The sequence below is a fragment of the Ponticaulis sp. genome, assembly GCF_029210165.1.
In the GTDB taxonomy this organism is placed as follows: Bacteria; Pseudomonadota; Alphaproteobacteria; order Caulobacterales; family Hyphomonadaceae; genus Ponticaulis.
The window spans coordinates 1,684,965-1,698,380 of the sequence record NZ_JARGNT010000001.1; the positions used below are offsets into that span (position 1 = coordinate 1,684,965).

Below are 13,416 nucleotides of genomic sequence, written 5' to 3' on the forward strand. Positions count from 1 at the left end.
ACGCGAGTCCGGGGTTTTCTTTATGTGGCGTCAGGCCGTTTCCATGGCGCGGGGCGGCACAGGCAGAGCTTTTTGTTTCGAAATTGCGCGCGCTTCGCCGAGTTTCAGCTCGCGGTTCAGATCCTTGCAATAGGCGTTGAAGTCGATCTGAATGGTGTGACGCGGCGAGGCGTAGAAATGCCCGCGGTGAAATTCGTCGTCTTTCCTGGTGATCGCCTGCATCTCTTCGGACGGTGGCAGAGCGTATTCGCCCGTCAGATAAGCTGCGATGAGCTTGGCTTGTTGTTCAGCCAGATTGACGAGGGTCGGCAGAGGCTGTGCCAGCCCGACAAAGAACAGATTATCAAATCCGTCGCGAACCATACGCTTGAACAGGTCGAATTTATGGTTCTCATCGGGTTTCAGAAGGTCGTCAGAGAAGAACGGGAAGCTGATTTTATATCCGGTCGCCCAGACGATGGCATCGATCTCTTCGCGTGTGCCATCCTTGAAGACGACGCCATTTCCGTCCAGCCGGTCAATTGCTCCCTTCACATTGATATCACCGCAGCCGACGCGGGTGAGGAATTCACCTGAGACAGACGGGTGGCCTTCAAGCGGTTCATGGTCAGGCTTTGGAAGTCCGTAATCTTCCATATTGCCAATGGATTTTTTGATGGCGCCGCGGGCGAGCTTTCGGCCTAGGCCGGAAGGCAGCCACGCCGGAAGAACGGCTTTGTCCGCCGGTTTTCCGTTCATGTACTTTGGCAGCACCCAGATGCCGCGACGCAGCGAGATATAGAGCGAGTCGGCAATCGGGCGCTGGGAGAGTTCTGACGAGATATCCATTGCGGAGTTTCCGCCGCCAACGACCATGACTTTCTTGCCGCGAAAATCATATGGCTCAAACGGGTCGCGGTAATGGTGGCTGTGGACCTGATAGCCATCAAACTCGCCAGAATATTCGTCGGGAATTCGCGGGTCCCAGTGGTGCCCATTGGCGACGATCAACGCGTCATACACCCGTGTTTCGCCAGTTGAGAGGCGGACCTCCCAAAGACCATCATCGCGTCGGGCAGCATGGTCAACACCCGTATTGAAGGTAATCGTCTCGCGCACACCGAAATGGTCTACATAGTCATGGAAGTATTGAAGCAGCTGGGAGTGGTGCGGAAAGTCCGGCCAGTCCTTCGGAACGGGGAAATCCTCGAACGCCAGACGCCATTTCGACGTGTCTATGTGCAGGCTTTCATAGCAGGACGACATGCCGTTCGGATTGTTGAAATACCAGTTGCCGCCAATATTGTCCGAGACTTCAAAACAGTCATAGGGGATGTTGGCATCTTTCAGACGTTTGGCGGTTGTGAAGCCGGATGGGCCTGCACCGATAATGCAGACTTTCGGCAGGTGGGCTGCACCGTTGAAACCCATCTTGTCTCTCCCTGTATTGTGCGGCGTCTCAAATGGGCCGCGCTTTTAAGTGGAGTGTATGGGGCTTTACGTTTGCGTCAACGCGTGACGCTACGGCATAACGGCTATGTTCGGGCAGGATATGCCGGAAAGCATCTGATTTTTCAGTATAGATCGAAAAACGTGCTTCTTTACGCTGGGATAGGGGCACACATTGGCTAGATTTACAGAATAAGACTGAGTAACCTTAAGTGGTTCACGATAGTTTACTATCTAAAGCCTTCAAGGCTGAACCCGATAAAATACGTCACGAGGGAGAATAAAATGGCGGACGGAATGGACCCGACCCTTGACCAGTTCAGGGCCGAAACACGGGCCTGGTTGGAAGAGAACTGCCCGGCGAGCATGCGCACCCCGCAAGTAGAAGACGAAACCGTGTGGGGCGGCCGCAAAGAAAAATTTAAAAATCCGGACTCCAAGCTCTGGCTCGAGCGCATGGCCGCTAAAGGCTGGACCGCGCCGACATGGCCAAAAGCATATGGCGGCGGTGGTCTTACCAAGGAAGAGAACCTTATCCTGCAGCAGGAACTCAAGCGCATTAAAGCGCGTCCTGCGCTGAACTCTTTCGGCCTCTGGATGCTTGGCCCTGTTCTTCTTGAATATGCCAATGAAGAGCAGAAGCAGAAATTCTTGCCGGACATCGTCAACGGTAAGATCCGCTGGTGTCAGGGCTATTCAGAGCCGGGCGCAGGTTCTGACCTCGCAGGCCTTCAGACCAAGTGTGAAGACAAGGGCGATCACTGGCTGGTGAATGGCCAGAAAGTCTGGACCTCTTATGCGGATCAGGCTGACTGGATCTTCTGTCTGGTACGTACGGACACTTCCAAAAAGCATGAAGGTATCTCCTTCCTTCTGTTCGATATGGAAAGCGAAGGCGTCGAAGCACGTCCGATCAAGCTGATCTCCGGTTCGTCTCCGTTCTGTGAAACATTCTTCAACGATGTGAAGGTTCCAAAGGATCACCTCGTAGGTCGTCTGAATGGCGGCTGGGAGATTGCGAAACGCCTTCTCCAGTATGAGCGTTCAAATATCTCAGCGACAGGCTTTGGTGCAGACCGTGCTGGCACACCGCCGCTTTACGAGCGCGCGAAAGAGTATGTCGGCACAGATGCGAGCGGCAAACTGCTCGATCCGGATTTGCGCCTGCGTCTTGCGGACCTCGCAATGGATGACAAAGCCTTCAAGCTGACGGTTGCCCGCATGGCAGAGCAGTCCAAGGCTGGTGAGGAAGTCGGTCACACGGCGAGCATCGTTAAATACGCTGCGGCGAAGCTGAACCAGAAGAAGACAGAAATGACTGTCGAAACGCTGGGCTATCAGGGCCTTGGCTGGGACGGCGAGGGCTTCACCGATCTGGAGCTCGCATCCAACAAAGCGATGCTGCGTGCCAAAGCGAACTCGATTGAAGGCGGCACCTCAGAGGTGAACCTCAACGTGATCGCGAAGCGCGTTCTCGGACTGAAAGAGCACAAGGGTTAAGGGTTGAATTTTCTTGGATGGGTCCTTCTGCCCGCTCTGACTGCGCTGCTGGTCGGAACAATTGTGATGCTCAGCGCCGATGGTCCGGCAGGTGTCGTCACGTTTCTCTGGGGCGCCGGAATCATCGCAGCGGGAGTTTTCTGGTTTCTGATTGGTTGCCTGATAGCGTTGATAAGGCTGGTGATCGAGAAGCGAGAACAAAACGCCGAGGGCGCGTCCTGAAATTCAATTCTGCAGAATCTAAGAAAGACGATTCAAATGACATTCGTACTTACTGAAGAGCAGAACATGCTCAAGGAAGCCGCTCAGGATTTTATGTCCGAGCAGCTCTCACTCACACACTTCCGCAAGCAACGTAATGCGGGCGCAAACGGTAAAGACCCGGAAAGCTGGGGCGCTATGGCCGAAATGGGCTGGTATGGCGTTCTGGTGCCGGAAGAGTTCGGCGGTTCCGAGTTTGGTTATGTCGGTATGGGCCAGGTGCTGGAAGCACAAGGCCGCACACTGGCATCTTCACCGCTTCTGCAAACGGCTATGGTCGGCGTATCGGCGCTGGTTCTTGGCGGCACCGAGGCACAGAAATCTACGGTTCTGCCAAAGATCGCTGAAGGCAAGATCACAACGGCTCTGGCAGTGGACGAGCATGCGCACCACGCGCCGGCTAATGTCGCGATGACGGCTGAAGCAGCAGGTGGCGGCTACACGCTCACCGGTAAGAAAGTGTTCGTGCCAAACGGCCATTTCGCTGACCTCTTTATCATCGCGGCGCGTACGTCCGGTTCTGCGGGGGACACAGACGGCATCACGCTGTTCATGGTGCCTCGGGAGACTGACGGTCTGACCATCAGCGAGCTCAGCACGCTTGATTATCATGGTGCGGCGAACCTTGAACTGAACGGTGTTGTAGTTCCGGCTGCAGACGTTCTGGGCGAAGTCGGTGGCGGTTTTGCGCTTCTCGATGCTGTTCTCGACCGCGGCCGTATTGGTGCAGCAGCTGAACTGCTTGGCCTCTCTGTCGCGGCGTTTGAAATGACGCATGAATATCTGCAGACGCGTAAGCAGTTCGGTCAGCTGATTGGTTCTTTCCAGTCACTGCAGCACCGTGCAGCGATCATGTTCTCTGAAATCGAGCAGACCCGTTCTTGTGTGGCAGGCGCTCTGGCAGCCCTCGATGAAGGACGTGATGATGTCGCTCAGATGGCGTCTCTTGCAAAAGCTAAAGCCTCTCATCTGGCACACCTCGTCACGAACGAGACAATCCAGATGCATGGCGGTATCGGCATGACGGACGAACATGATGCAGGTTTCTTCATCAAGCGTGCGCGCGTGGTTGAAGCCATGTTCGGCGGCGAAGGCTTCCATAAGGAGCGCTTTGCGAGCCTGCACGGCTTCTAGACTGTCCTGAAAAGGGACTCTGACTGTCCCAATTCCCGCATCAAGCGAGAGGCCCGATGAAAATCGGGCCTTTTTTTTAACCTTTTGAATCTGTTTGATTCTTTGGATTTTAATCCAGAATTGAAAGAAGTGTCTGCTTGCTTTTCGGGCAAAGTATAAGAAAAACAGTGAATTATAAAAATTCTTTGCAGGAATATCCCCTTTTGCGCGAGCGCTGTTGCGAGTCTTGAAAACGCAATGATACGTTAACTCTACAGCTTGGTATTTTTGTTGCTGGTACTCGTTTAAATCGTGCGCTCGGGGCGCACCAAACGAACCTGGAGACGACATGAAGATCGTAACAATTGGCAGCTTCAAGGGTGGGACGGGAAAAACAACACTGTGTGCGGTACTGGCGACAGCCCTTACGCAACGCGGACTGAAGACCCGGGTCATCGAACTTGAGACGTCGACAAAACCTCTGGCTCGCTTTGAGGCTGCGCGTGAATTCGCAGACCTGAACAGCCCTAACGTCGCAGACCTCCACGTCTCCGGCGGTCACCCTGACGTGCAGGACTGGCAAATGGGTTTCCGCAATCAGGCTGAAGAAGCCGCACGCAAGGGCTATGATGTTCTGCTGATTGATACGGTTTCTGTCTGGAAGCCTGAAGTGATCGCGGCTCACCTTGTGGCTGATCTTGTCATCACAACGGTTACTGAAAGCCCTGTCGATCTCTATCAGATCATGCCGACAAATGGTCCGAGCATGCAGGCGACCCGCCCTTACTCACAGCTGATCGATCTGGTTCGTCGTCACGCGCAAAAGCTCAACAAAACCGACTTTGGCTGGTTCATGTGCCTGAACCGCAAATCTCATCTGATTACCCGCGTGGGCGAAAGCGTGCGCGAACAGCTGCTCGATTTCTGCGAAGAGTCCAATATCGACCTGCTCGAAGGTCTGGTTGACCGCGTAGGCTACCGCATCATGATGGAAACAGGTGTAACCCCAGTAGACGACATTGCCGGTGAGCCGATCCAGCGCAGCTTCCTCGCCGCACGCACGGAATCACGTCGCCTTGCGGCGCAGGTCATCCGTCAGCTGAACCTTCAGCCGGGCCAGCGTGCGAACTACGCGATTGCATAACGCTTATAAGGTTCTGCCCCCGAATAAAGAAAAGGCCTGAGCATCGCTCAGGCCTTTTTGATTCTGGTTGGCTGAAGCGAGCCTTAGCTCGCTTTGCCAGGTGCGTTCTCAAGAACATCTTCAACAGAGCGAAGGCCCGGTTTCGGAGATGTAACCAGAACGGCCATGTTGCCCGGAAGGTGCTGGTTATCGAGCATCTTCTCGTGCGCTTCTGGAATGTCGCTCCATGGGAAGACTTCGGACATGCACGGGTCGATACGGCGATCGATAACGAGTTGGTTTGCCTGAGAGGCCTGTTTGAGGTTCGCGAAGTGGGAACCCTGAACACGCTTCTGACGCATCCAGAGGAAGCGGGCATCCATGGTCAGGTTGAAGCCTGTTGTACCGGCGCAGATTACGACCATACCGCCGCGTTTCACAACGAAGACAGAAACCGGCATTGTGGACTCGCCAGGGTGTTCGAACACCATGTCGACGTCCTTTTTGCCTGTGATTTCCCAGATCGCCTTACCGAATTTACGGCTCTCTTTCATGTAATCATTGAACTCAGGGCCGTTTACAGTCGGCAGCTGACCCCAGCAATTAAAGTCTTTGCGGTTGAGCACAGCTTTGGCGCCCATACTCATCACAAAGTCGCGTTTATCCTCGTTCGAGACGACGCCAATGGCGTGTGCACCGGTGACGGCGCAGAGCTGTGTCGCAAACGAGCCGAGACCGCCAGACGCACCCCATACGAGGACGTGCTCACCCGGACGCAGAACGTGCGGACGGTGGCCGAACAGCATGCGGTAAGCGGTAGCGAGCGTCAGCGTGTAGCACGCGCTCTCTTCCCATGTGAGGTGCTTCGGACGTGGCATACACTGGCGCGCCTGAACGCGGCAGAACTGAGCGAAGGAACCGTCCGGAGTTTCATAACCCCAGATACGCTGGCTTGGCGAAAACATTGGGTCGCCGCCATTACATTCCTCGTCGTCGCCATCATCCTGGTTACAATGGATAACAACTTCGTCGCCTGGCTTCACACGCGTCACTTTGCGGCCAACAGCCCAGACAATGCCTGAAGCGTCGGAACCAGCTACGTGGAAGTCGGCTTTGTGTACGTCGAATGGTGAAATTGGCTCACCAAGACCGGCCCATACACCGTTATAGTTCACACCAGCGGCCATAACGAGAACCAGAACCTCATCGGAATCGATTTCTGGCACTGGAACCTGTTCTAGCTGCATCGCCTGATTCGGGCGACCATGGCGCTCACGGCGAATGGACCATGCGTGCATGAATTTTGGGACGTGGAACTCCGGTGGAATCTCACCAACGTCGTAAATATCTTTTTGCTCGCGAGCCTGATTGGCTAAAGACATGCAGTTCTCCCCAAGAACGGTTAGAATATATCCGCCATGATTTTGTTGTACGTGCGGACATCGAGGCCGCTAACCTGACCGCTGGAAATGAAGAGTCAAGTATTTTTGCTGCGGCGCAATATAGTTTCTGGGTAAGTGTTGCGCGAAACCGGGGAAACATGCGCCTAAAGGGGGAAATATTTCGTAGTCTGACGAAATGTCTCGCCTGTTCTGCGTGTCGTTTGTGTTGCATTGCACACTAACTCGGGTTTATCTGGCGCCGGGAGAAAACGAAAATGACTGAGACGCCTTACCAGCACGCGGCCGACAGGCCGTGGATTTTCCGCACTTATGCGGGCCATTCAACAGCCGCAGAATCCAATGCGCTGTACCGGAGAAACCTTGCAAAAGGTCAGACCGGTCTTTCAATTGCCTTCGATCTGCCAACGCAGACTGCCTACGACGCAGACCATGTGCTCTCACGTGGTGAAGTGGGTAAAGTGGGCGTGCCAATCGGCCATTTGGGCGATATGCGCACCCTGTTTAATGAAATTCCAGTCGCCGAGATGAACACCTCGATGACGATCAACGCACCTGCAGCGTGGATGCTTGCCCTCTATGTGGCGCTGGCAGACGAGCAGGGCGCTGATCGCAAGGCGCTGCGCGGCACGACGCAGAACGACATCATCAAGGAATATCTCTCGCGCGGCACTTATGTCTTCCCGCCAAAGCCGAGCATGCGTCTCATCGCAGACATGGTCAGCTGGTGCTACACTGAGACACCGAAGTGGAACCCGCTGAATGTGTGTTCCTACCACCTTCAGGAAGCGGGTGCGACGCCGGAACAGGAGCTTGCTTACGCGCTTGCAACAGCATGCGCCGTTCTCGATGCGACGAAAGAAGGCGGTCAGGTTCCTGACGAAGATTTCGAAGTTGTCTTTGGCCGTATCTCCTTCTTCGTGAATGCCGGTGTGAAGTTCGTGACCGAGCTTTGCAAAATGCGAGCGTTCGTCGACATGTGGGAAGAAATCGGTCGTGAACGCTATGGCGTGACAAACCCGAAATCGCTCCTCTTCCGTTATGGTGTTCAGGTGAACTCGCTCGGCCTTACTGAGCCGCAGCCGGAGAACAACGTCTACCGTATTCTGATCGAGGCGCTTGCTGTCACGCTGTCCAAACGTGCCCGCTGCCGCGCGCTTCAGCTGCCAGCCTGGAACGAAGCTATGGGCCTGCCGCGCCCTTGGGACCAGCAATGGTCTTTGCGCCTGCAGCAAATCCTCGCATACGAAACAGACCTTCTCGAATTTGAAGATCTGTTCGATGGCTCTCACGTTGTCGAAGCAAAGACGAACGAGCTGAAAGAAAAAGCCCGCGTAGAACTCGCCAAAATTGATGCCGCCGGCGGTGCTGTCGATTCGGTTGAGTATATGAAAGCCCAGCTCGTTGAGAGCCAGCGCCAGCGCGTTGCCGGTATTGAAACGGGCGACCACATGGTTGTGGGCGTCAACGCTTATAAGGAAACGGAAGACAGCCCGCTCTCTGCTGGCGAAAAATCCATCCAGAAAGTCGACCCTCTGCTTGAGGCTGAAACCGTTGCCAAGCTGAAAGCATGGCGCGCGGCGCGTGATGCCAAAGCGGTTGATGCGGCGCTGGAAGGCCTGCGCTCTGCTGCGGTTGAAGGCCGTAATATGATGGAGCCGAGCATTGTCGCGGCGAAAGCTGGCGTGACCACTGGTGAGTGGGGTGGTGTGCTGCGTGACGTGTTTGACCAGTATCGCGGCCCGACAGGTGTGTCTCTCGTGATCGCCTCCGATCCGGAATCCAGAGAGGCCGAGATCAAGGCTGAAGTCGAGCGCGTGTCTGAAGTGCTCGGCAGCACGCTGACATACGTTCTTGGTAAGCCGGGTCTTGATGGCCACTCTAATGGCGCAGAGCAGATTGCATCTAAAGCGCGTCAGGTGGGCATGAAGGTCCGCTATGACGGTATCCGCTTCACGCCGGAAGAGATCGTAGCGCAGGCAGTGGAAGAGAAGGCTCACGTGGTTGGCCTGTCTATTCTGTCAGGCTCTCACGTAGATCTGGTTCGTGATGTTTCCGCGCGTATGCGTGACGCGGGTATCGGGCATGTGCCACTCGTTGTCGGTGGCATTATTCCACCGGAAGACGAACTGGTTCTGAAGCAGGTCGGCGTCGCGCGCGTCTACACGCCGAAAGACTATAAGCTGAACGAGATCATGGCCGACATCGTCGCCACGGTTGAGAAAAGCGCGTCAGAGACGGTCTGATCAATCTTTGAATTTGGGGCGTCGCACTTTGAAAACGGCGCCCCAGATCAATCCAGCGTATATCGCCAGAATACTCGCGACCAGAATGTTGGTTTCAACATCCGACGCGAAACCTTCCCAGAAAAATATAGCTCTCGCTATGAGGCCCGTTATCGCCAAGGCGAATGCAGTCGCCAGACTGGTGACAAGTTCGCGCCGAAGCATATCGGACGCCCATCCTGCGACCTGTTTCAAAAGAGCTGCGTAGGCAGGGCTCACGATAAGCAGAGTTCCCGCCAGAAACGCGATGTAGAATATCCAAACATCGCCCAGTGCCCGGAAAAACGCGCTGAAGATATTTGTCTGGCTGGAGAAATAGACGAGCGTGCCGATCCACGTGATGGGCAGTGAAAATGCTAAAGTGAGAATGACTGACGCCATAAAATAGGTCGAAAGTCTCGGCACGATAGCGCCCCTTTTCTACTCCGCCGCTTCATCCTGACCGCGGCCGAACAGCGTGAAGCGTTCGGTGACGAAGACGATGATCAGGCTGACGACACCCAGAATAACAAAGCCCATCAGCACTGGAATGATCGAGCCGTTATACTGACCAGCAATCGCGCCACCAATCATCGCGGCAACCGTGGTTGAGGCAAAGCCCAGCATGGCAGAGGCTGTGCCCGCAATCTTGCCCAGCGGTTCCATCGCCATGGAATTGAAGTTCGGGCCCATAAAACCGAAATTCATGAAGACGAGCGAGAACAGGATCATGAAGCTGATCAGGTTAGGCCCCCAGATCTTTGTCACCAGAACCAGCGCAACCGCGAAGACGATAAAGCCGATCAGTGCGGTGTGAGAGATCAGGCGCTGACCCAGTTTCTCAACCAGAGTCGAGTTGGTGAAAGTTGCGACCGACATAGAAAGCGCGATGCCTGCAAAGCAAAGCGTGAACAGCTCTCCAGCGTTGAACACATCATTGAAAATCTGCTCGGACGAAGAAATGTAGGCCATAAGCGAGCCAAAAATGACGCCGCTTGCCAGCATGTATCCAAGCGCGTCGCGAGTGCGAAACACTGTCAGATAGGCAGACGTGACGGCCCGCACATTGATCGGTGTGCGCATCTCAGCAGGGCGTGTTTCTGGCAGTCGGAAAAACGACCAGACAAGCATGATCGCGCCGCCGCCGGCGAGCACGCCGAATATGCTTTGCCAGGTGTTGAAAAGGTGGAGAATGAACTCACCAAACATCGGCGCGAGGATTGGAATGACCATGAAGACGGTCATGACCATGGACATGATCCGCGCCATGCCGCGTCCCACAAACAGGTCTCGCACGACACTCACGGCGATGACGCGCGTACCACCAGAGGCGATGCCGAGTAGGATCCTCCAAGTGAGCAATGAGTTGAAGTCTTGTGACAGCGTGCAGCCCAGCGACGTGATCACATACATGATCAGAACAAGCGTCAGCACGGGCTTTCGTCCAAACCTGTCTGTGATCGGCCCCCAGAACAGCTGGGAAATACCGAAGCCGTACATATAGTAGAGCACGATGTTCTGGGCGTCGTTTTCAGTTGGTGCGTTTAGAGCGTGTCCGATCTCGGACAGGGCAGGCAGCATGACGTCAATCGCAAGCGCATTCAGCGCCATGAGATAGGCGGTCATTGCTACGAATTCTGGTGTTGAAAGTTTGCTGCCAGCAAGTGGGTGGGGCGCAGTAGTCATTCTGGGTCCGTTACTCCCTTTTTGCTGGAAAGGAAACGGTCAAATTTTGACTGTTTCGATGAGTTATTCTCAACAACGTCGAAACGGTGCGATATCTTTCTGGCCAGAGTTCGCCTGACGGAAAAATTCTTCGAGCTGCCCGAGACCAATTGATATAGAGGGGCATTTTGCTGTATCTGGCCCCATGACCACATATACAGTTGCCGCTCTTTATAAATTCACTGCCTTTCCGGACTTTGAAAGCTGGCAGGAGAAAATCCGTGATTTCGCGAATGCGCGCGAGATTTGCGGCTCTCTCCTGATCGCGAGCGAAGGCGTTAACGGTACAATCGCCGGCCCGACCGAAACGGGCATGCGCGAGATGATCGACTATCTGGAAGCCATTCCTTCGATTGGCACGCTGGAAGTGAAATACTCCCACGCGCAGGCCAAACCGTTCAAGCGTATGAAAGTCCGCCTGAAGGAAGAGATTGTGCGCATGGGCGTGCCGGGCATCGACCCGAACCGCACCGTTGGCACCTATGTCGATCCGAAAGAGTGGAACAAGCTGATCGCCGACCCGGAAACGCTGGTCATTGATACGCGCAACTCGTTCGAATTCGACATGGGCACCTTCAAAGGCGCGGTTGACCCTGAAACGCGGACCTTCCGCGAGTTTCCGGGCTGGGTGGACCAGCATGTCGGCAAGCCGGGTGAGCGCAACGCCAAGAAGATCGCCATGTTCTGTACGGGCGGCATTCGCTGTGAGAAGGCGACGGCCTATCTGAAAGAAATGGGCCATGATGAGGTGTATCACCTCAAGGGCGGCATTCTGAAATATCTGGAAGATGTGCCTCAGGAAGAAAGCCTATGGCAGGGCGAATGCTTTGTCTTTGACGAACGCGTCGGCATCAAGCACGGCCTAGAGCTGGGCGAATATGTCAGCTGCCATGCCTGTGGTCGCGGTGTCAGCCCTGACGGTCAGAAGTCCGAGAACTATGTGCCGGGCGTTTCCTGCGACTATTGCATCGACAAGTTCACCGAGAATGATCGCGAGCGTTTTCGCCAGCGCCAGCTTCAGCTTGAGCTTGCCAAAAAGCGCGGCGAGGCGGGTATGGGGCCAGAGGCACGTCCGGACCTTCTGCGCGAACACCGCGAAGCCGAAGACATGCAGGAAAACGGGGAGGGGTAATGCCCGCACCCGTTCTTTATAGCTTCCGCCGATGTCCTTACGCGATGCGTGCGCGCCTCGCGATCCAGTCTTCTGGCATGCAGGTCGAACTGCGGGAGATCCACTTAAAGCATAAGCCCGAGCATATGCTGGAGGCTTCGCCCAAAGGCACTGTGCCGGTTCTCATTCTGCCGGATGGTCGCGTGGTCGATGAGAGCCTAGATGTAGCCAAATGGGCGCTCGCAGAGTCTGATCCGCAAGGCTGGCTAGCGCCGTTTGAAGCTGATCGCGAAACGGCTGACGTCCTGATTGCGCGCAATGATGGCCCGTTTAAACATCATCTCGACCGGTATAAATATGCCAGCCGCTATGAAGATGTGGATGCGAGTGAGCATCGCGCCGAAGGGCTCAAAATTCTGGAGGACCTTGACGCTCGCCTAGGCGACACTGGCTATCTGGTGGGGGGGCGCTTCACCTTTGTGGACGCCGCTATTGCTCCGTTTGTGCGCCAATTCCGCATTCCAGACAAAGACTGGTTTGATAAACTGCCTCTGCCTGCGCTCATCAAATGGGTGCACGACTTCATGGAAAGCGACCGCTTTGCTAGCGTTATGAAGAAGTATCCGCGCTGGGAAGGCGGCGAGGGCGAGCTATTTCCCGCTGCCCCCTAGCTGTTCCTAATCCAGCACAAAGCTGAGGCTGGCAAAGCTTGTTGCATAGTCGGCGCCGAAAGCGCGCTCTGATACCGGCATGGCCCACGCCGCGTGAATATACCAGTCACCTTCCGGCGGACGGTCGAAGCTGACTATGCCATTTTCATCCGTGGTGATTTTGACCGGCTCGGTCATCGCGTCCGTGCGGTTAATATGCAGCGTGCCGCCTTCGAGCGGCTCCCCTAGATAGAGAAGTTGGAAGGACAGTGTGTCGGAGCAGCCCTCTGACGGGCTTGCGAGCGGAATGATTTCCAGCACATGGCCGACCGGCTGGCTTATAAAGCCTGTTTCGCAGGCTGCCTCATCCACCGGCAGGACAAGCGCTTTCATGAAGCGGGAATAAACTTCCGTGCCGGGGCGGTTGATATCGCCGCTGGATGCCCTGTCGCGCAGTATTGATGAGATGCCTTCCTCAGCGGCGTATTCGAGAAACGTCTCAGCGTCGAGCTGGCTGCTCGCGCGGAAGGTTGTGAGCGTGATCATGTGAGCTTCATCCGAGGACAGATCGAGCTGGAGCGTATCGCCCGGCTGCAAATCGGCCGCTTGCTCCAGAAGTGACCGGCGCATGCCCGCTGAATCAAGCGTCATGGAAGCCAGACGAGCCGGATGCATATTGTAAGAGGCAAGATCATCGGCATGTCCGGAGAAGAAGCTCACAGTGACGCCAGCTTCACTGCGGTCTGCTTCCATCCACGCATCATGCGCACTTGCGGGCAGGGCGGCGAGGCCGAGGCAGGCTGAAGCCAGAGCTGTTTTTCCTAGCATGGTCGTTCCTCTC

Annotated in this window: 12 protein-coding genes; 7 read left to right on the forward strand and 5 right to left on the reverse strand. The window is 55.3% G+C overall.

The window, feature by feature from the left end:
• Positions 1-30: 30 nt before the first annotated feature.
• Positions 31-1,410: an NAD(P)-binding domain-containing protein gene (locus P1U45_RS08235; protein ID WP_301058643.1), complete on the reverse strand. Its 1,380-nt coding sequence runs from the start codon at positions 1,408-1,410 to the stop codon at positions 31-33.
• Between the two features lie 303 nt (positions 1,411-1,713).
• Here P1U45_RS08235 and P1U45_RS08240 point away from each other — a divergent pair, with 303 nt between their 5' ends.
• The 4 genes from P1U45_RS08240 (at position 1,714) to P1U45_RS08255 (ending at position 5,446) form a co-directional block, all read left to right on the forward strand.
• Positions 1,714-2,928 (forward strand): acyl-CoA dehydrogenase family protein, encoded by a 1,215-nt coding sequence (locus P1U45_RS08240; protein ID WP_301058644.1) that lies wholly within the window; start codon positions 1,714-1,716, stop codon positions 2,926-2,928.
• 3 nt (positions 2,929-2,931) lie between these two features.
• Positions 2,932-3,150: a hypothetical protein gene (locus P1U45_RS08245; RefSeq protein ID WP_301058645.1), complete on the forward strand. Its 219-nt coding sequence runs from the start codon at positions 2,932-2,934 to the stop codon at positions 3,148-3,150.
• Positions 3,151-3,186: 36 nt separating this feature from the next.
• On the forward strand, positions 3,187-4,323 hold the full coding sequence (locus P1U45_RS08250; protein ID WP_301058646.1) for an acyl-CoA dehydrogenase: 1,137 nt from the start codon (positions 3,187-3,189) through the stop codon (positions 4,321-4,323).
• 328 nt (positions 4,324-4,651) lie between these two features.
• Positions 4,652-5,446 (forward strand): division plane positioning ATPase MipZ, encoded by a 795-nt coding sequence (locus tag P1U45_RS08255; RefSeq protein ID WP_293609672.1) that lies wholly within the window; start codon positions 4,652-4,654, stop codon positions 5,444-5,446.
• An 83-nt stretch (positions 5,447-5,529) separates the two neighbouring features.
• Here the strand turns inward: P1U45_RS08255 and ccrA are convergent, their stop codons facing one another.
• A complete protein-coding gene (ccrA, locus tag P1U45_RS08260) occupies positions 5,530-6,807 on the reverse strand; it encodes a crotonyl-CoA carboxylase/reductase (RefSeq protein WP_301058647.1) in 1,278 nt (425 codons plus the stop codon).
• Positions 6,808-7,082: 275 nt separating this feature from the next.
• Here ccrA and P1U45_RS08265 point away from each other — a divergent pair, with 275 nt between their 5' ends.
• Entirely contained in the window at positions 7,083-9,071 is a 1,989-nt protein-coding gene (locus tag P1U45_RS08265; protein WP_301058648.1) for a protein meaA, read from the forward strand.
• Here P1U45_RS08265 and P1U45_RS08270 read toward each other — a convergent pair whose 3' ends face one another.
• Positions 9,072-9,515, reverse strand: a complete 444-nt coding sequence (locus P1U45_RS08270) for a hypothetical protein (RefSeq protein WP_301058649.1) — start codon at positions 9,513-9,515, stop codon at positions 9,072-9,074.
• Positions 9,516-9,530: 15 nt separating this feature from the next.
• Positions 9,531-10,775 (reverse strand): multidrug effflux MFS transporter, encoded by a 1,245-nt coding sequence (locus P1U45_RS08275; RefSeq protein WP_293609675.1) that lies wholly within the window; start codon positions 10,773-10,775, stop codon positions 9,531-9,533.
• A 184-nt stretch (positions 10,776-10,959) separates the two neighbouring features.
• On the opposite strand from P1U45_RS08275, the gene P1U45_RS08280 reads away from it, so the two are divergent.
• Both P1U45_RS08280 and P1U45_RS08285 read left to right on the forward strand, forming a co-directional pair.
• Complete coding sequence (locus P1U45_RS08280) at positions 10,960-11,946, forward strand: rhodanese-related sulfurtransferase (protein WP_301058650.1); 987 nt, start codon at positions 10,960-10,962, stop codon at positions 11,944-11,946.
• Entirely contained in the window at positions 11,946-12,596 is a 651-nt protein-coding gene (locus P1U45_RS08285; RefSeq protein ID WP_301058651.1) for a glutathione S-transferase, read from the forward strand. Before P1U45_RS08280 ends, P1U45_RS08285 begins: the two co-directional genes overlap by 1 nt.
• A 6-nt stretch (positions 12,597-12,602) precedes the next feature.
• Here P1U45_RS08285 and P1U45_RS08290 read toward each other — a convergent pair whose 3' ends face one another.
• Entirely contained in the window at positions 12,603-13,403 is an 801-nt protein-coding gene (locus P1U45_RS08290) for a DUF4198 domain-containing protein (RefSeq protein WP_301058652.1), read from the reverse strand.
• Between the last annotated feature and the right edge of the window lie 13 nt (positions 13,404-13,416).

Coding starts and splice junctions, on each gene's coding strand:
- P1U45_RS08240 (WP_301058644.1), top strand. CDS start 1,714: ATGGCGGACGGAATGGACCCGACCCTTGACCAGTTCAGGGCCGAAACA.
- P1U45_RS08250 (WP_301058646.1), top strand. CDS start 3,187: ATGACATTCGTACTTACTGAAGAGCAGAACATGCTCAAGGAAGCCGCT.
- P1U45_RS08285 (WP_301058651.1), top strand. CDS start 11,946: ATGCCCGCACCCGTTCTTTATAGCTTCCGCCGATGTCCTTACGCGATG.
- ccrA (WP_301058647.1), bottom strand. CDS start 6,807: ATGTCTTTAGCCAATCAGGCTCGCGAGCAAAAAGATATTTACGACGTT.
- P1U45_RS08265 (WP_301058648.1), top strand. CDS start 7,083: ATGACTGAGACGCCTTACCAGCACGCGGCCGACAGGCCGTGGATTTTC.
- P1U45_RS08280 (WP_301058650.1), top strand. CDS start 10,960: ATGACCACATATACAGTTGCCGCTCTTTATAAATTCACTGCCTTTCCG.
- P1U45_RS08255 (WP_293609672.1), top strand. CDS start 4,652: ATGAAGATCGTAACAATTGGCAGCTTCAAGGGTGGGACGGGAAAAACA.
- P1U45_RS08235 (WP_301058643.1), bottom strand. CDS start 1,410: ATGGGTTTCAACGGTGCAGCCCACCTGCCGAAAGTCTGCATTATCGGT.
- P1U45_RS08275 (WP_293609675.1), bottom strand. CDS start 10,775: ATGACTACTGCGCCCCACCCACTTGCTGGCAGCAAACTTTCAACACCA.
- P1U45_RS08290 (WP_301058652.1), bottom strand. CDS start 13,403: ATGCTAGGAAAAACAGCTCTGGCTTCAGCCTGCCTCGGCCTCGCCGCC.